The sequence below is a fragment of the Pseudoalteromonas apostichopi genome (genome assembly GCF_030297135.1).
In the GTDB taxonomy this organism is placed as follows: domain Bacteria; phylum Pseudomonadota; class Gammaproteobacteria; order Enterobacterales; family Alteromonadaceae; genus Pseudoalteromonas; species Pseudoalteromonas apostichopi.
On record NZ_AP028065.1, the window covers coordinates 1,862,658 to 1,881,860 of the forward strand.

At 40.6% G+C, this 19,203-nt stretch carries 14 protein-coding genes; 6 read left to right on the forward strand and 8 right to left on the reverse strand.

What is annotated here, in order from left to right:
• Positions 1-29 precede the first annotated feature (29 nt).
• Both QUE86_RS08340 and add read left to right on the forward strand, forming a co-directional pair.
• Positions 30-2,726: an ATP-binding protein gene (locus tag QUE86_RS08340; protein WP_286256538.1), complete on the forward strand. Its 2,697-nt coding sequence runs from the start codon at positions 30-32 to the stop codon at positions 2,724-2,726.
• A 103-nt stretch (positions 2,727-2,829) separates the two neighbouring features.
• Positions 2,830-3,831: an adenosine deaminase gene (add, locus tag QUE86_RS08345; protein WP_130050038.1), complete on the forward strand. Its 1,002-nt coding sequence runs from the start codon at positions 2,830-2,832 to the stop codon at positions 3,829-3,831.
• A gap of 9 nt (positions 3,832-3,840) precedes the next feature.
• Here add and QUE86_RS08350 read toward each other — a convergent pair whose 3' ends face one another.
• From QUE86_RS08350 to QUE86_RS08365, 4 genes are all read right to left on the reverse strand, one after another.
• Positions 3,841-4,257 (reverse strand): CBS domain-containing protein, encoded by a 417-nt coding sequence (locus QUE86_RS08350; RefSeq protein ID WP_286256541.1) that lies wholly within the window; start codon positions 4,255-4,257, stop codon positions 3,841-3,843.
• Between the two features lie 145 nt (positions 4,258-4,402).
• Positions 4,403-5,116 (reverse strand): NAD(P)H-flavin reductase, encoded by a 714-nt coding sequence (gene fre, locus QUE86_RS08355; protein ID WP_167658816.1) that lies wholly within the window; start codon positions 5,114-5,116, stop codon positions 4,403-4,405.
• Positions 5,117-5,203: 87 nt separating this feature from the next.
• Complete coding sequence (gene ubiD, locus QUE86_RS08360; protein WP_286256542.1) at positions 5,204-6,670, reverse strand: 4-hydroxy-3-polyprenylbenzoate decarboxylase; 1,467 nt, start codon at positions 6,668-6,670, stop codon at positions 5,204-5,206.
• Between the two features lie 82 nt (positions 6,671-6,752).
• Positions 6,753-7,043, reverse strand: a complete 291-nt coding sequence (locus tag QUE86_RS08365) for an MliC family protein (RefSeq protein ID WP_250661515.1) — start codon at positions 7,041-7,043, stop codon at positions 6,753-6,755.
• 113 nt (positions 7,044-7,156) lie between these two features.
• On the opposite strand from QUE86_RS08365, the gene QUE86_RS08370 reads away from it, so the two are divergent.
• Both QUE86_RS08370 and QUE86_RS08375 read left to right on the forward strand, forming a co-directional pair.
• The gene (locus tag QUE86_RS08370; protein ID WP_286256546.1) at positions 7,157-8,062 is read left to right on the forward strand and encodes a DUF808 domain-containing protein; all 906 of its coding nucleotides are present in this window, start codon (positions 7,157-7,159) and stop codon (positions 8,060-8,062) included.
• A 108-nt stretch (positions 8,063-8,170) separates the two neighbouring features.
• Positions 8,171-10,129: an alpha/beta hydrolase family protein gene (locus QUE86_RS08375; RefSeq protein WP_286256548.1), complete on the forward strand. Its 1,959-nt coding sequence runs from the start codon at positions 8,171-8,173 to the stop codon at positions 10,127-10,129.
• A 278-nt stretch (positions 10,130-10,407) separates the two neighbouring features.
• Here QUE86_RS08375 and QUE86_RS08380 read toward each other — a convergent pair whose 3' ends face one another.
• Positions 10,408-11,364 (reverse strand): tetratricopeptide repeat protein, encoded by a 957-nt coding sequence (locus QUE86_RS08380; protein WP_286256550.1) that lies wholly within the window; start codon positions 11,362-11,364, stop codon positions 10,408-10,410.
• Between the two features lie 187 nt (positions 11,365-11,551).
• Between QUE86_RS08380 and dbpA the strand changes: the two genes are divergently transcribed.
• Positions 11,552-12,940, forward strand: coding sequence for an ATP-dependent RNA helicase DbpA (dbpA, locus tag QUE86_RS08385; protein ID WP_130050031.1), 1,389 nt, complete (start codon positions 11,552-11,554; stop codon positions 12,938-12,940).
• 9 nt (positions 12,941-12,949) lie between these two features.
• Here the strand turns inward: dbpA and QUE86_RS08390 are convergent, their stop codons facing one another.
• A complete protein-coding gene (locus QUE86_RS08390; protein ID WP_130050030.1) occupies positions 12,950-13,531 on the reverse strand; it encodes a DNA-J related domain-containing protein in 582 nt (193 codons plus the stop codon).
• 158 nt (positions 13,532-13,689) lie between these two features.
• Between QUE86_RS08390 and QUE86_RS08395 the strand changes: the two genes are divergently transcribed.
• Positions 13,690-16,524, forward strand: coding sequence for a tetratricopeptide repeat protein (locus tag QUE86_RS08395; protein WP_286256555.1), 2,835 nt, complete (start codon positions 13,690-13,692; stop codon positions 16,522-16,524).
• On the opposite strand, the gene QUE86_RS08400 is transcribed toward QUE86_RS08395, so the two are convergent.
• Together QUE86_RS08400 and rho are read right to left on the reverse strand one after the other, a co-directional pair.
• A complete protein-coding gene (locus QUE86_RS08400) occupies positions 16,497-17,747 on the reverse strand; it encodes a methyl-accepting chemotaxis protein (protein WP_130050028.1) in 1,251 nt (416 codons plus the stop codon). The two genes, QUE86_RS08395 and QUE86_RS08400, sit on opposite strands and share 28 nt — an antisense overlap.
• 162 nt (positions 17,748-17,909) lie before the next feature.
• Positions 17,910-19,169 (reverse strand): transcription termination factor Rho, encoded by a 1,260-nt coding sequence (gene rho, locus QUE86_RS08405; protein ID WP_062566226.1) that lies wholly within the window; start codon positions 19,167-19,169, stop codon positions 17,910-17,912.
• Positions 19,170-19,203 lie beyond the last annotated feature (34 nt).

Below are 19,203 nucleotides of genomic sequence, written 5' to 3' on the forward strand. Positions count from 1 at the left end.
TTTACTCCAGCCAGCAAAGGAGCGATGGCTTGAAGAACTTATTTACACTGACCATAAGTATCGCACTTGCTTACTTTCTTACAGGGTATTTAAGTAATTCTTTGCTGGCGATTGATGGTTATGCGGTTGCTGCATGGCCGCCTTCAGGTATTGCTCTTGCCAGTATCTTGCTATTTCGAAATCGTGCCCTACCAGGAGTTTTGCTAGGGGCGTTCTTTGTAAACCTCATTCACCTTGATAAAGCCACTGATATTTTCCATTGGCAAATGATGCTGCAGGCTATCGGTGTAACAACAGCATCAACATTCCAAGCTTGGCTTGCCTATTACATTATTATTCATGTAGTTAAACGCCCGATTGAATTATCGTCATTAAAGCAAAGTATGCTTGGTTTAATGATTGGCGGCCCTTTGTGTAGCTTGATTGCGGCATCAATTGGCACAGCTTTACTGGTCATAAATAATGTTATTCCGAGTTATGCGGCACTTAATAATTTTATTGCATGGTGGATTGGTGACAGTATTGGGGTGCTGATTTTCACGCCATTAGTTTTAGCTGCATTTAGTTACCATCACACTCGCCAGCGGCTACAAATAATTGTGCCGTCGCTATTAATCTATATGGTTATTTGTGTCAGTTTTTATGGCGCAGCCAGTGTAAAAAAAGATAAAGACTTACAGCGCCAGCAAGCCAAAGTCAGTGCGATTCATACTAATCTTGAGCACCAAGTTGATGAAATTAAGTCACACTTAGCTTTATTAGCGACCTTTTTTGCTAGTAGCGATGCAGTTGATTTTGATGAATTTAAGCGCTTTACAGCACGTCAATTGCAATACAGTGAAGAGATACTTGCCTTTGAATGGGCGCCAAAGGTTATTCACTCGCAACTAACTAATTATCAAAATCTACTGCGTGATGAACTAGGCACCCACTATTACGTGAAAGAAAAAAATGCTGCAGGGCAATGGCAGCCGGTGAGTAAGCGAGCGGTGTATTTTCCGGTGCAATATGTTCACCCTTTAGAGGGCAACCAACCCGCTCAAGGTTTTGATTTGGCCTCAAACGAATTACGTAAACAAGCGCTTACAGACTCTCGGTTAATTAAAAATGTCACTGTGAGTGAACCAATCACCCTTATGCAAGGAGATGGCAGCGAAAAGGGCGTTTTGTTCTTTAACCCTGTTTATTCAGACATTAACCATCAAGTAGGTTTTAGAGGTTATGTTGTTGCTGTGGTCAATCTGGAAGTGTTGGCGCAAACACTTAACTTTAATCAAAACACCGAGATTGATGCCAGTTTTTTTGATGTTACCGATGGTACTAACCCTGTTGAAATTTACAGCCCTCATCGTGTTGGCACTACAGCAATCGCAAGCTTTAATTTTATTATTGGTGAGCGTGTTTGGCAGGTGAAACTATGGGAATCAGTAGCCCAGTCATCTTGGCTGTCTTATTGGCTTGCGCAAATTGTCGGAATGCTGTTTGTGTGGTTATTGATTACCTTTTTGATATCGGTAACAGGCACTAATATTCAAATTCGTCAGCAAGTAGCAAAGCAAACCCAAAGCCTTCGCGAAGAAAAACAAAAAGCCGATAAAGCTAGCCAAATTAAAAGTGAGTTCTTAGCTAATATGAGTCACGAAATACGCACGCCTATTAATGGTATTAAGGGGCTGCATTACTTAGCAATGCAAGAGCAAGATTGGCAACAAGCGCGTAGTTATATCGATCAAGCAGACGGTGCATTGAATGTTCTATTACGGGTGATAAATGATGTTTTAGATTTTTCTAAAATTGAAGCAGGGCGTCTGGAGTTACATCAAGAGCCTATTGATGTGAATGCGCTTGTGAGTGAATTAACGAACTTACTGCAGTTTGAACTTAACTCTCGCTCTTTAGAATTTAGAGTTGAGTTTGATGCTTCTGAACACCTACTGATCCATACCGATCCAATCCGTTTAAAACAAATATTATTGAATCTGTTAAATAATGCGGTGAAGTTCACTCAAGAGGGAACGATTACAGTGCGGATTTGGCAGCAGGGTGAATTTACTTACTTTAGTGTTATTGATACAGGTATTGGCATCAGTAAAGAGGCCCAGCAGCGCCTGTTTAAACCATTCTCACAAGCTGATAGCTCAACCTCTCGTCGCTTCGGTGGTACAGGTTTAGGCTTGAGTATTTGCCAAAAACTCATTGTTATGATGGGAGGCGAGATAAGCCTCAGTAGTACTGAGGGACAAGGCTCAACATTTACAATTTCGCTGCCATTTGAGTCTCCTCTTGAAGAGGTGGTTCATAGTGATGATGAGTTAGCTGATATAGATGTGACTACTGTTTCATTTGCCGATGATGCAATTCTATTGGTTGAAGATAACCCATTGAATCAACATGTGGCGAGTTCTATTTTAAAAACCAAAGGCTGCCAACCTGATATTGCTAAAGATGGCCGCGAGGCTATTAAGATGATCAGTGAAAAAAGCTATGACCTTGTGCTCATGGATATTCAAATGCCGAATATGGATGGCTTAGAAGCAACCAAAGTTATTCGCAATGAGTTGCTGATCACTGATTTACCGATCATTGGCTTATCGGCAAATGCCCAAGATGATGACCAAAAGAAAGGCTTAGCCAGTGGTATGAATGGTTATTTAACGAAGCCAATTGATGCTGATAAACTTTTTAAAACTTTGTGGCATTTCTTGCAAAATGATAGCGGTCATTAAAGCAGACATTTGACCTCAAAAAAGTAAATAAAATCATCTAAACTTGAAATATCGTCGTGGGTACGTATGATCCGCGCAAATTTACTGAACCTGAGTGCTAATTATGATCAATAACAAACTTCCATTGCTTGATATTCACCGTCATCTAGATGGTAATGTTCGCCCACAAACGATCTTAGAACTTGGTCGTCAGTTCAACCTAGAATTACCAGCTGATAACATTGAAGCGCTTATTCCACACGTACAGGTTATCGACCCTGAACCTAATCTAATGGCATTTTTGCAAAAGTTAGATTGGGGTGTAAAAGTATTGGGTGATTACGATGCATGTCGTCGTATTGCTATCGAGAACGTTGAAGATGCTATTGCCCAAAACCTCGATTACGTAGAGCTTCGTTTTAGTCCATATTATATGGCGCAAAGCCAAGGTCTACACCCGCAAGGTGTTGTCGAAGCGGTAGTTGATGGTGTTAAAAGTGCGTGTCAAAACGCACCAATTAAAGCCAACCTAATTGGCATTATGTCGCGTACTTATGGTACTAAAATTTGTCAGCAAGAGCTTGATGCTCTGCTTGCTTTTAAAAATGATTTAGTGGCTGTTGATTTAGCTGGCGATGAAATTGGTTTTCCTGGTGAGTTATTTGTTGATCACTTTAAGCAAGTTCATGATGCATACTTAGCTGCCACTATTCACGCTGGTGAAGCGCGAGGTAGCGAAAGCATTTGGCAGGCAATTAACGAGCTTGGTGCTACGCGTATTGGTCATGGTGTAAAAGCGATTGAAGATGCTGCGCTAATGGATTACTTACGTGATAAGCGCATTGGTATTGAGTCTTGCTTAACCAGTAACATTCAAACCAGTACTGTTGCTGAGCTTGCAAAGCACCCGTTAAAAACCTTCTTAGACCATGGTATTTTGGCATCAATTAATACTGATGATCCAGCAGTTGAAGGTATTGAAATAGCGTATGAGTATCAAGTAGCAGCACCTGCGGCAGGTTTAAGCCAAGCCGATATGGAAAAAGCACAAGCTAATGCGCTTGAAATTGCTTATTTAAGCGATGCAGATAAAGCTGCTTTAAAACAGTTAGCTGCTAATCGTTAAGCAGCTAACTTATACTTGGTGCTCTTGGCATGAGACATAGTTTTCATACAATGCCTTGAGCACATCTCCTCGGCTGATCATGCCAACAACCTTACCATCCTCAATAACCGGGTAATTTTTTGGCTTACCAGTTTGCATACCACCTGCCAGCTCAATGATGTTTTGATCGCTACTCACCGTGACAACATCGGTGCGCATTAGTTGTTTTACCTTTACCACGCCATCGCAGAAATAACTGTTTTGCATAAGCGGTTGTAGCAGCTCTTGTTCAGAAATAAAGCCAACTAGGCTTTTGTTGTCATCGAATACTGGTGCGCCTAGTAATTTAAACTTTTGCAGCTCGCTAATCGCGGTGGTCATTTCAGTTTCAGGCGTAATGTGTGGCAACTTACGTTGCATAAAGTCTTGTACTTTTGTATTTAGCATTTGGGTCTCTCCCCATCATTATTCTAAACAAAGTATGGTCAAGGAAATGCAGTTTGTGAAATCGTTTAGATGGATTAAGGCGATAGGTAAAACAAATAAAAAAGGCATCCAATTGGATGCCTTAACAATAACCTGTATGAGTTAGTTATTTAATGAATGCAAATGCGTCGGCGTACATGTTCTCACGTACCGCACCATGATTGATAAAATCATCGCGAACCACGCCAATCATGTCGAAGCGGCCTGCCATGTAAATATCGTATGGTTCTAAAGACACGATATCTTCCATAACGGCTTTGTGGACGTAACCGGTTTTGCCTGTCCAGCTTTGCGGTGCATTTTCAACCACAGGAATATATTGGAAATGTGGGTTGCTGTTTGCCCATGCTTGCATTTCATCATGTGCATAAAGTGCAGCTTGTTCACGTACACCCCAGTAAAATAATACAGGACGCTCACAGCCAATTTCAGCAAGGTGATCAGCCATTGATTTGGCATAAGAAAAACCAGTACCGCCAGCAAGTAGAATAATTGGGCGCTCACCCTCAACTCGCAACTGTGATATACCTAAGCCCACTTCAACATTAACTTGCTGTTGCTCTGTATGTGCTTGACGTAAATGATCAAGCGCTTGCATTGCATACGAATCAGCACCCGCGGCACCAATGTGTAGTTCAATTTGGTCAGTTTGCGACGGGCGGCTTGCAATAGAAAAGGCACGCTTATCTTTTTCGCCTAATACTAGTTGCATATATTGGCCTGCCTCGAATGACACAGGTTGCTGTGGTTTCAAAATGACCTTATGTACGTGGTCTGTAAGCGGGCTGATCGCAACCACGTCAGCGAGTAATGTTTGCATAGTTTACCTTTATAAGCACAGAAGCAAATTCGGTTATGAATCGCACTCATAACCGTTAAATTTTGAGCAGTTTAACATAGACACAGCCTAGAGAATATCTAAGCTGTCCCATAATTCATCAACACGTTCTTTGATTTTTGGGTCCATGACAATGGGTTCACCCCATTCGCGGTCTGTTTCACCAGGCCATTTATTAGTCGCATCCATGCCCATCTTTGAGCCAAGGCCAGATACTGGCGATGCAAAATCTAAATAATCAATTGGTGTGTTTTCGATCATTGTCGTATCACGAGCAGGGTCCATACGTGTGGTGATTGCCCATATCACGTCGTTCCAGTCGCGTGCATTTACATCATCATCGCAAACGATCACGAACTTGGTATACATAAATTGACGCAAGAAAGACCACACACCCATCATTACGCGCTTGGCATGACCTGGGTATTGTTTCTTCATCGTGACCACAGCCATGCGATAAGAGCAGCCTTCAGGCGGTAGATAAAAATCTACAATTTCAGGGAACTGCTTTTGCAGAATTGGCACGAACACTTCGTTCAATGCAACCCCGAGTACTGCTGGCTCATCTGGTGGGCGGCCAGTGTAAGTGCTGTGATAAATTGGATTTTCACGATGTGTAATGTGAGTGACCGTCATCACCGGAAACTCGTCTACTTCGTTGTAGTAACCTGTGTGATCGCCATAAGGGCCCTCAGGGGCTGTTTCACCCGGCATAATATAACCTTCAAGCACGAACTCTGCGGTAGCTGGCACTTGTAGGTCATTTGAAATCGATTTAACAACTTCAGTTTTACTACCGCGTAGTAAACCAGCAAACGCATATTCACTTAGGGTATCAGGGACGGGTGTTACAGCGCCTAAGATTGTCGCAGGATCAGCACCTAATGCCACAGACACAGGGTAGGGTTCGCCAGGGTGCTCTTTACACCATTCACGAAAATCTAATGCGCCACCGCGATGCGATAACCAACGCATAATAATTTTGTTTTTACCCAGTAGCTGCTGACGGTAAATACCTAAGTTTTGACGCTTTTTATAAGGCCCTTTGGTAACCGTTAAGCCCCATGTAATCAATGGGGCTGCATCACCCGGCCAGCAATGTTGGATAGGCAGCTTGGTTAAGTCGACATTATCACCTTCAAGTATGACTTGCTGACAAGGCGCTTTTTTTACTTCTTTTGCAGGCATATTCAATACTTGTTTGAATACTGGGATTTGCCCTAATGCCTCTTTAATGCCTTTAGGTGGCTCAGGCTCTTTTAGAAAAGCTAATAACTTACCGACTTCGCGCAGTTCACTAACATCATCTTGTCCCATACCCATGGCAACGCGTTTGGGTGTACCAAAAAGGTTGGCAAGAACGGGAATAGTGTGGCCTTTAGGGTTTTCGAATAACAGAGCAGGGCCTTCGGCACGTAACGTGCGGTCGGCAATTTCGGTCATTTCAAGGTAAGGATCAATTTCGTGTTTGATCCGTTTTAGTTCACCTTTTTGTTCTAATAACTCGATAAATTCGCGAAGATCTTTGTATTTCATTATAGCCGCTTAAACGCTGAATAAACTGTCGCTATTATACTCAAAACCACTGATTAAGCTAATTTAGCCGCGATAGGTTTTGCTATTGCTGAATTAAGCTACATTGGTACTTTTTACCTTTTAAAATCAGCATAGCTTCATCGCCTTTAGACCAAAACAGCACATTATCGGCACTGTATTTAACTCCTGAGCCACTTACTTGGCGATTGAGTAAAAATTCATTGTCCTTAAATGTCAATCTTGCTTCCTCATCATTGTTTTCAACAATACTGGCACTGAGGGTCCCATCGCACAGATAATTGCTTGGTGCACTTTGCTCAGCACATGCGCACAAGGTAATTAAAGCGAGCCCCGAGAGAAGTGGTTTAATCATAGAAACACCTCTATTTTTGAATGAGCTATAAGCCTAACAAAGAAAAATTAACCGTTGGTGAAAATGGCAGGATAAGTTATGTTGATAATGTATTTAATGGGCAAGGAACCACCATGGCAGGCACTAATTTACTAACCTTACTTGATGATATTACAACACTTTTAGACGATATTGCGACGATGAGTAAAGTCGCAACAAAAAAAACAGCAGGGGTGTTAGGTGATGACCTCGCTCTGAATGCTCAGCAAGTCACTGGGGTAACCGCCGATAGAGAGTTGCCCGTGGTTTGGGCTGTGGCAAAAGGGTCATTTATCAACAAAGCCATCTTAGTGCCGGCAGCGTTATTGATTAGTGTTTGGTTACCTTGGTTAATCACTCCGCTGTTAATGGTTGGCGGGCTGTTTTTGTGCTTTGAAGGTGCAGAGAAAATTATCGAAAAGCTGTTTGGTCATGCTCAACAAGAAGATGAAACTTTGGCTGAACAACTGGACTTACAAGAATACGAAAAGCAAAAAGTGAAAGGGGCGATCCGCACCGATTTTATCCTCTCTGCAGAAATTATCGTGATAACTTTAGGTACAGTTACTGGTGCAACGCTGGTTAATCAAGCTTTAGTGCTAAGTGTAATTGCAATTATTATGACCATTGGTGTGTATGGGTTAGTTGCAGGCATTGTTAAACTTGATGATGCTGGTTTGTATCTACTGCAAAAAGCGCAGCAAAGTGGTGGTAAATTTAAAGAGCTAGTGGGTAAGTTTTTACTTGCGTCAGCACCTAAGTTAATGCGCTTTTTAGCCTTTGCAGGAACGGTAGCTATGTTTTTAGTTGGCGGAGGCATATTGGTACATGGGATCCCCGTTTTGCATCACGCCCAACAGGGTAGCGCTGAGTTTGTAACAGGTTTACTTGGTAAAACAGGTGAGTTGGCTACGCCAATTATATTTGATGGTTTATTGGGCGTTGTTGCTGGAATTATCGTTGTGTTAGTGGTTGAATTTTGGCATAAAATTCGTCATTAGAAAGTATCAAATTAACCATTTTTGTTGATTTTTTGTATATAAAATAGGGGCTTTGCTTTATTATTGCTCAGCTAAATATAACAATTAAATCGTTAAATGGAGTTAATCATGTCTCGATACCTCACTTTTATGCTGGGGCTCGCGTTATTTACGCTGTCATTTACCAGTTTCGCTAAATCTGCAAAATTATCGGTAGAAGATTTTAGTAAAGGTAATGACTTTAGTCGTGTAACCATCTCTCCTGATGGCAATTACGTCGCTGCTATTAAAAAGCACGAAGGTAAAAATTCACTCATCATTGTTGATACAAGCAAGTTTGCAGTAACTCACGCGGTTGCTTTTCCGGGTAATGCACAGGTTGGCGAATACCATTGGGTTAACAACGAGCGTGTTATTCTTGAAAAAGAGTATTTAAAAGGTTGGCAAGATACCCCCATCTATTATGGTGAGTTATTTGCCGTGAACGTCGATGGTAGCCGTGGCGCATACGTAATTGGTTATCATGGTGAACAGCAAACGGGTACTCGGTTAAAAAAGCAAACACCAGTTCAAGGAACGTCATACCTTTTAGATCCCCTACTTCATGATGATAAAAAAGTTTTGGTTGTCACTTACCCGTGGACTGCAACCAATGAACCAACTACCGTTGTATATGAAGTTGATGTTTATCGCGGCCTTCGTACTTTAATTACTCGTTCACCAGCACCTATGGGTGAATTTCTAACGGACCATGATGGTAACGTTCGTATCGCTGAATCAAGTGACGATTACCTCAATGCGACAATTCATGTTCGAGAGCCTGAAGGCGGTTTTTGGAAAGAGCTTGATTTAGAAGGTATTAATTACACCGATATCTCATTAAAGGCGTTTGATAAATCTGGTGAGTCTGTATATGCCACTGCATCAAAAGGTGGAGAAGCAGAGAGTCTTATTAAAATTAACCTAAAAACCAAAGAAGTGACGAAAATCTTTCAAGATAAACATGTTTCACCGTCGCATATTTGGGTTGATGAAATATCCAAAGAGTTATTTGCAATAGAAACTGAGGCTGACTACCCAAGCTATGCGTTTGTTGATAGCAATTCGCCTAAATCACAGCGTCTTAAAGATTTATTGGGTGCACTGCCAGGCAGTCAAGTACAGCTAGTTAGTAGTACAGAAGATGACTCAAAAAATATTATTTTCGCATCGAGCGATATAAACCCTGGGCAATATTATCTTTATGATGCGAATACCAATAAGTTAAGAGCGCTTTTCTCTGCGCGAGGCTGGATAAATCAAGATGAAATGGCGCAAACCACACCACTGCGTTTTAAAAGCCGCGATGGTTTAACAATTCTTGCTTATTTAACTGTGCCAAATGGCAAAGCTGAGAAAAACTTACCTTTGGTTGTTATGCCGCATGGTGGCCCAATCGCTCGTGATTACTGGGGCTATGATCCAGAAGTACAAATGTTAGCGAATAAAGGTATGGCAGTGCTCAAGGTTAACTTCCGTGGTTCAGAGGGGTTTGGTATGAACTTCCAAGAAGCCGGTTATCGCCAGTGGGGACAAAATGTTCAGCACGATATTATTGATGGTGTAAAACTATTAATAAAAGATGGCACGGTTGATAAAGATAACATTTGTATTATGGGTGCCAGCTTTGGTGGTTACTCTGCTCTACAAAGCGCGATAATCGAACCAGATATGTTCAAGTGTGCAATAGGCCTGATGGGGGTTTACGACTTGCCTCTTATGTATGAAGAGGGTGACACGCAAGCGCGCAGTCATGGACTTAATTACCTAAAAACAGTGATTGGTACTGATGAGGCAGAACTAAAAGCATTCTCGCCTGCTTATAATGTCGATAAGCTAAAAGCACCTGTTCTTATTGTACATGGTGGCGAAGATGAACGTGCGCCCATTGAACAAGCTGAATCATTAGAAGCTGCTTTGAAAAAAGCTAAGCATCCATATGAAATAACTATTCTTGATGATGAAGGTCACGGTTTTTATAAAGAAGAGCACCGTGCTTTATACTACAAAAAAGTATTGGCCTTCTTAGATGAACATTTAAAGCTTTAAAAGAAAAATGCCGGCGAGCAAGCTCGCCGGCAAGGATTTAGCACGGGAACGTAAGCGTGCTAGTGTGCAAGGTCTTCCTTCAAGTTATACAAACTCAAAAGATGATTCTTTCATCAGGCTGCGTAATCTCAAAAACAGAGCAGAGAGAGTAACTCGGCTTTAAAAGAGTATAAATATTACGCCAGTACAAAAATGTTATAACATAACAAATTAAAAGTAAATAGCGAGTGTCATGTTATTAGGATGGTTTCTGCTGAGTGATGTTTATGGGTAATAGATTATTGAGTATTCAATTTACTACAATCGTAACTCAAGCATAGCTCTGCGAGCTCAATCTTTGCTTTAGGATTCCCTTGTAAGGTAGCTTTGTTGAGCCAGTAAGCTGCTTTTTCGTTATTCACTTCTGTCCCTTGGCCATCACGATACATCTGACCCAAGTTTAATTGCCCCCATGCATAACCATCTTCCGCAGACAGAGTAAAACTTTTCAACGCTTCCTCGTATAGGCCATCTTTGAAGTAAGTAATCCCTTCCTGGTTATGCTTATCTAGCTTAACGCCCGTATATAAAGGCTTAGGTCTAGGCGGGTGCATAACAAAACCACCAAATAAACTATAAAGTTCAGGTCGCATAATTTTATAAATGCTGCCTTCATCATAAAGCTGCTTTATTTGTGACTTACTGAAAGTCAGGGTTTTACTAGAAAAGTAATCATCTTGAACTAGCATGCTGGTACGCATGGCAATTTCGATGTCTTTATTGTACTTGTAAGTGTAGTTAGCAACTCTAAAAGTCATGCTTTTATCATCAAATTCAACGAGCTGAGCTACTTTTAAGTTGTTAATACGTTTTGGTTTGCCAGTAAATTTATCTGAATAGACAAAATAGGTATCAAATAACTTTGGCTCGTTTAAGTAAGTTTGCTCATTTTCAGTTTGTTCATTCGCACCGATAAATGCATTTGTTAATAGGTAAACGATGAAGAATAGACCAATAAAGTATTTTATAAACGACACTAATTCTAAGGCTGGCAATGAATACCAAGGTGCAGGAGTAACATAGCCACAGTCATCACATTGTCTTTGATAATTAATAGATAATGGGATGATGGGCAAAATAGTAAAGCGTAAAACTTTACTATGATTGCTTAAAGAATAATGTTCGCTATGGCAGTGAGGGCACGTTTTTTGTTTTTTATAAACAACATCAGCTGCAGCGGTATTAAATAGAAGCATAGTTTCTTCCTGAAGATTGCTATCAATAAACTAGAACAAATGCAGAGAGTTAGAAAGCGGCAAACTGTAAGCAAATATGAATTAAACATGTCGAACGGTGTTTTCGTTTAGAGAAACAGCACATTCTCTGCTATGATCCACAGCATCTTCGAGGATGTCCCTCAATTATCAAGTTTGGAATATTACTGTGACTGCTACTGCTTTTTCATCTTTGGCTTTGCCGCGAGAGTTAACCGATAACTTATCAACTTTAGGTTATACGCAAATGACGCCAGTACAAGCGCAAAGTTTGCCAGTGATCTTACAAGGCAAAGATATTATTGCCCAAGCAAAAACGGGGTCGGGTAAAACGGCTGCATTTAGTTTAGGTGTGTTGGCTAAGTTAAATGTGAAACGGTTTCGAATTCAGTCTCTAATTTTGTGCCCTACTCGAGAGCTAGCAGAGCAGGTAGCTGAAGAAGTGCGTAAGCTTGCACGTGGTATCCATAATATTAAAGTTTTGACTTTATGTGGCGGTGTCTCTATTGGTCCACAAATTGGTTCGCTAGAACATGGCGCACATATTATTGTCGGTACCCCTGGTCGTGTTGACGATCATATTCGCAAAGGCACATTACGCTTAGATGATGTCGAAACCTTAGTGTTAGACGAAGCTGACCAAATGTTAGATATGGGCTTTCAAGATACCCTTGATGCTATTGTTGAGTGCATTCCAAATCAACGTCAAACGTTATTGTTTAGTGCGACTTATCCAAAATCAATAGCAGCTGTTGCTGAGAGAGTACTTAGCAATCCTGAAATGATTAAGGTAGAAGAAGAGCAAACCAAAAGCACAATCAAACAATACTTTTACAAGCTAGATAACAACAAACAGCGCTTTAATACATTGAAGCTGTTGTTATTGAAGTTCCAGCCAGAAAGCTGTGTGGTTTTTTGTAACACCAAGGTTGAAACACAACAGATTTGTGATGACCTTTATGCTGAAGGGTTTAGTGCGGTTGCCTTACACGGTGATTTAGATCAACGTGAACGTGAACGTACCTTAATCCGCTTTGCTAATAAAAGCGCCTGTATTTTGGTGGCAACGGATGTTGCAGCACGAGGCTTAGATATCAATGACATGGACATGGTAGTGAACTATCATCTAGCACATGACCCACAAACCCATGTTCACCGTGTTGGCCGTACTGGTCGAGCAGGTAAAAAGGGCATAGCATGTTCTATTTATGGTGAAGCTGAGCAATTTAAAGTGGCACAAATTGGTGACCACTATGAGCGTGATTTTGACCCAGAACCTATTCCTCCATTTAGCTTGCTCGAAAAACCCGCTTATAAGCCTACTATGGCAACGATTATGATTGATGCTGGTAAAAAGCAAAAAATTCGTGCCGGTGATATTTTAGGTGCATTAACAGGCAAAGAAGGGATTGCAGGTCATCAGGTAGGTAAAATTAACGTACTTGATAATGTGGCTTTTATTGCTGTGGAGCGAGCTGCTGCAAAACCTGCATTACGTAAATTGACTGAAGGTAATATTAAAAAGCGTAAAATTCGTGCGCGACGTTTGAGCAGATAAATTGTTGAGTTATGAGCAGCTAGCTTTAAGTTGCTCATATTCAAGTTGTATTTTCTTAAACTCAATTGCACAGCCTTGGCGGTCTGGGTGGTGTTTTAGCGCCAGTTGTCGCCAACGCTTTTGTAACTGTTTTTCCGAAAAATCAGTAGGTAGCTGCCACGCCTGTTGTAATTCCAACAGCTGCTGCTGAGATAGCGAGAGAATGACCCTTTTTGGACTATATGATGAAAAGCGCTGCCAAAAATCAGTTAACATCGCATCAATCTCATCGCTCGTTGTATCATAGTTTTGCCAATCTAAATAATAATCTCGCAGCGGATCGTGATTTTCTAATGCGTTACTTATCTGCTCATTAACAAGCTCAATATGTAATGAGGCAATTTGTAGCTGTTGCTCTGGTGCAAGTTGTGTTTGCAGCTGATATAGAGCATTCATAACTAGAAAGTTGCGCTTAAACAGATCTTTTTGTGGGTCATTATCTAATTGCTCAATTTTTCCTGATTCGCTAAGTGCGCTGGTAAGCGTATGAACCTTCCAAACAGGTTGTTCCAAAAGAAGGTAAAAAATCTCATCAATCAGTGGGTTAACCATTGTTCGCAAGCCTATCTTTAGTGTAATCTACAGTGGTATACGCTATCACAGCTGCTTTTTTGAAACTACGCTAATGTTTTTAGATACTAGGGAATGCATTTAGCCGAGCTTAAATAACCTCATTTTCAGGCTAAGTTGATATTAAGGGATTTCGCCATATGTTCACATCACTGCGTGTTAGCTTGCTCACTTCTTTAATGTTCAGCTGTAGTTTGTTTTTTTCGCAGTCTAGCTTTGCATCCACTTCGTTACTTGAGCAATTTAGCCAATCCGAGCAATGGCAAGAAAAGCAACAGCTTGCCAAAAAACTGCTTAATCAAAATACAACAAATCAAGAAAAAAGCCTCGATATATACATGCAGCTTGGGGACTTTGCTCTAGCTAAAGGTAATTTCTCAGCGGCCGTAAAAAATTACCAATTGGCAGAGCAAGCAACTAGTTTTGCTGCGACCCCAAAGCGCTATTTCCTTGCCCTAAAAATGCAGGGCGTAACTTATTATTATCAAGGCTTGATGCAGCAAGCGGTAATTGCTTACAGCAGAGCATTAAGTATTGCCAAAAAGCTACCTGAACCAATTGCTGAGGCTAATTTGCTAAGTAATATTGGCCTTGCCTACTTTGATATGTTCAATATGGAGCAAGCGCTGAAATATTACAAAGAAGCGAAAGATATTTACGAAGAACATGGTAATGCACAAGATAAAGCCGATATATTACACAACATTGCAGGTATTTATATTCGTTTATCTAGTTATGATACTGCATTAGAAATGTATCGAGAAACGCTAGAGATTTTCCAAAAGTTAGGCGATGAAGATGGCATAGCTCAGTCTTATGGCAATATGGGGGTTGCGTATTCTGAACTTGGTCAGTATCAACTTTCTTTGCACTACTATCAGCGAGCCTTGAGATACTACCAAGAAACGAATAATGCTTACTTTCTCTCATCTCGCCACGCTAATATCGCCAATGTATATTTACGCACCGGTGATTTAGAGCTTGCCTTAAGTCATGCAGAAAAAGCAGTTGAATTTGCAAAAAGTATTGATAATAAAACCTTAGAGCTTGCAGGCTTATTGTCACAGGCAAAAATCGAGTTATTACAAGGTAAGCTAAATAAAGCTGAAGCAACTCTCACCACCTCTGTTTCTATGGCTAAACAATATAAAGACGATCTTAGAGTGCAAGATGGCGCCGGAATGATGGCCCTGATTAAATCCGGAAAAGGAGATTATGCCGGAGCTGTTGCTAGTTTTGATGAGTTTGTTCGTTCATTTAAAAGTGAGCAAAGCATCAGATTATTAAAGTCAATGAGCGAGCTACAAAGCCAAATCCAAGCAAGTCAGCTCAGTCAAGAAATTGTTGAGTTGAAGCAGCTACAGCATGTACAAGAGCTCGAAATGTCAAAACAGCGTCAGTTGGGCATTATGTTGTTTATCTTATTTGTGATGATAGTGGTAACGGGTATTACTATTTACCGTCGCAGTATTGAAAAAGGTGCAAAAGAGCAACTTTCGTTAATGGTTGCTAAGCGGACCAAGGAGCTTGAAGAAACGGCAGAGCAACTACGTAGTGCTAACGAAATTAAAAGTCAGTTTTTAGCAAATATTAGTCATGAAATTCGTACTCCTTTAACCGCAATACTGGGCCAAACTGATAATTTAATGAATGGTTATTATAAACCAGAGCAGTTAAACGATGAGCTTGCCGTGATTCAAAAACAAAGCGATCATTTAAAAGAGCTGATTAACGACGTTCTCGATATTAGTAAAATCGAGGCTAACAAGCTTGAGTTAAGCCTAAAAGAAGGTGATTTAGTTCGATTACTCACCGACGTCCACTCGATGCTCAGTGGTCAGGCTAAAGATAAAGGCCTTAACTTTACTTTTCATAATGTGCTTGGCGAGCAGTTTTACTGTCAGCTAGATTTTACCCGCATAAAACAGATACTCATCAACCTATGTGCAAATGCAATTAAATTCACTAACCAAGGCGAAGTAGACTTAAAAGTCTCTAAAGTAGAGCAAGGCGTGTGGTTTCGTGTAACTGATACCGGTATTGGTATGAATACCGAGCAACTAAAACAAATATTTGAGTGTTTTAGGCAAGGAGATAACAGTATTAGCCGACGCTTTGGGGGGACAGGGCTTGGGTTAAGCTTATCGCAACAGCTTGCAATGATGATGGGGGGTTATATTAGTGTTGAAAGTGAGCTAAATAAAGGCAGCATATTTTCGTTTTACTTACCATGTAAAGAACGTACTCCAAGCTCTGATGTGATAGAGTCTGAAAAGTTTGTACAGCCAGTTGTAAAAGGTTTATCTGGGAAAGTTCTACTCGCTGAAGATCACCCTGATAATCGCCGTTTAATTGCTCGTTATTTAGAATCTATGGGCCTTGAAGTAATTGCGGTAGAAAATGGTGAGCAAGCTGTAGAGCAGTGCCTTAAGGAATTTCCTGATGTGGTACTGCTGGATATTCAAATGCCAGTACTTGATGGTTTAAAAGCGCTCAAGTTATTACAAGAGTGCGGCTTTACACAGCCAGTATATGCGTTAACGGCTAATGCTATTAGCCACGAAATCGACAGTTATCTTCAAGCAGGGTTCACCGGTTACCTTGCTAAACCAATTGATAAGAAAGTATTTTATACGCAACTTGCTAAGCATTGTAAAAAGGACAGCGCAGTAGCTAAATCTCAGCAAGATATGAGTGATTTGGTTGCAAGCTTTATTAATAGCTTTGAGCATGAAAGCGCGTTGATACAGCAGCACTTTGCAGCCCATGAGCTATTTAATTTACAACAGGATGCTCACCGAATCGGTGGTGCTGCGAAAATGTTTGCACTGGATGGTATCGCGGATAGTGCTATGGCACTTGAATCGGCATTGAAGCAAGATAAAACTGCTGACTTAACTAGTTTGGTTGCTCAATTACTAGAGCATCTACACAACGCTTCGGTTGATCAAAACAGCTCAATATCACCGTCTTGAACTTGTTCAACCTCTTGAGTCATTTCAAACCTAGAATGATCAATACGCTGCTCTTGATCGGTTTCTGTTGGAGTGATAAGAAACATTGACAGTTTTTCGTCCAGAGAGTGTGCAAGGCGTACTAAGTCTTTACTCGACACCGCTTGTATTTGTGAACTTGAAAGTGCATCAGAGTTAAGCTCAACCATTGCATCTATACTAACTTGTGCTTCATCTGACATCTGGCTTTGCATAGCTACCTGCTCATGGACACTCTCAGAAAACGCATTAATTTCTAGCATTGCTTGCTCAATTTTATTGGTTTCTTTAGTAGAAGCCTCAGAAAGCTCAACCGTGCGCTCCGTTTCTTTAAGTGCTGTTTGCATTAATAGGTTTGCTTGTTCAGTACTATGTTGAATTTTAGATACCATCTCACGCACTTCTTGTGTCGACTTACTAGTACGAGCAGCTAGGTTTCGTACCTCATCAGCAACCACTGCAAAACCGCGGCCTTGTTCACCAGCTCGAGCGGCTTCGATTGCAGCGTTTAGCGCAAGTAAGTTAGTTTGCTCTGCAATACTGTTAATTACATCAATGACTGAGCCTATCGCATCACTATCTTGTTTAAGTAAAATAATCTGTTCACTGGTGAGGTTGATATTATCGGCAAGTTTTATGAGACTTGCTTGGCTTTTATCAGTGTCTAAACGAGTTTGTTGAACTGATTTAGTCGCATCTGATACCGAGCTTAATATTTGTTCAAGACTTCTATCCAGTTCTTTAGATACCTCAATCATACGATTAATTGTGTTTGCTAGGTCAATGCCATGGGCATCTTGAATTGTCGCTTTTTGAGTCATTGACGCATAAGTATCACGTAATGCATCGGCCATTGGTAACAAGCGGGCTGATGATACATATATTTCACTTATCATATGCTCAGCCATTGTTAAACCTGCGTTAAGTGCATGACACTCTTTTGGTAATTGGGTGTCATTTTCGTCAAAGCGAAAAGTAAAATCGATCCCCTTTTCAGAAGCGGTATGCGTAATAAAGTAGCTTAAATAATCTTGTTGCTTTTGATCAGTTGTATAAATAAAGCTAATTAGAACAAGCCATGGGATTACGACAACAAGCATAAGTACAGCCATAGCAGTGATAGAAAAATCAAATATGGCAAAACTAGCAATACAACTAAGTAAGCTTATTATAAATAGAGCTACAACTACTCTAATGCGAGTCATTGAGGAAATCCTTAGCGTTTAATCCTTTAATATATAGAACAAATTTCTATAAATTACCAATAAACTAACACTTTAAAAGTATAACTTTTAAAGAGTTATGTCCTAGTTTTACATAAAAAAAATGCCTGTATTAGACAGGCATTTGTAAAAACAAAGTAATTTTTACTGACGTTTCATTGAGTCAAAGAATTCATCATTGGTTTTGCTCATTGAGAGCTTATCAATTAAGAACTCCATTGCGTCAATTTCTGACATCTCATGAACGATTTTTCGTAAGATCCACATTTTTTGTAGTTCATCAGGTTTAGTTAGTAATTCTTCACGACGGGTACCTGAACGGTTAAAGTCAATCGCTGGGAATACACGCTTTTCAGCAATCTTACGATTTAAGTGTAATTCCATATTACCTGTGCCTTTGAACTCTTCGTAGATAACTTCATCCATCTTCGAACCAGTGTCGATAAGCGCTGTTGCGATAATTGTTAAGCTACCGCCTTCTTCTACGTTACGAGCCGCACCAAAGAAACGTTTTGGCTTGTGTAATGCATTCGCATCAACACCACCGGTTAATACCTTACCTGATGATGGGATAACAGTATTATAGGCACGAGCAAGGCGTGTAATTGAGTCAAGTAAGATAACTACATCTTTCTTGTGTTCAACAAGACGCTTCGCTTTTTCAATTACCATTTCAGCAACTTGAACGTGACGGCTTGCTGGCTCATCGAACGTTGAGGCAATTACTTCACCTTTAACAAGGCGCTGCATCTCTGTAACTTCTTCTGGACGTTCGTCAATTAGAAGCACCATTAGCTCACAATCAGGCTGGTTGTAGCTGATTGACTGCGCAATGTTTTGCAGTAGCATCGTTTTACCCGCTTTTGGTGGAGCAACGATGAGTGCACGTTGGCCTTTACCAATTGGTGATGCTAAATCTAGTACACGAGCCGTGATGTCTTCAGTACTACCATTACCACGCTCCATACGTAAACGTTCGTTAGCGTGAAGTGGGGTAAGATTTTCAAATAGGATTTTAGTGCGAGAATTTTCAGGTTTGTCGAAGTTTACTTCATTTACTTTTAATAGTGCGAAGTAACGCTCACCGTCTTTAGGTGGGCGAATAAGGCCTGAAATTGAGTCACCAGTACGCATGCTGAATCGACGGATTTGACTCGGTGATACATAAATATCATCTGGGCCGGCTAAGTAAGATGCTTCTGATGATCTTAAGAAACCAAAACCATCTTGTAAGATCTCTAGTACACCGCCGCCGTAGATGTTTTCACCGCTTTTAGCATGCGCTTTTAGGATGGCGAAAATAATATCTTGTTTTCTTAAACGGGCTACGTTTTCGAGCCCCATGGACTCAGCTAAGTTTACAAGCTCTTTAATAGACTTGTCTTTTAATTCGCGTAAATGCATATTGGTGGGTTCTTTATTACAATTGTCATACTCA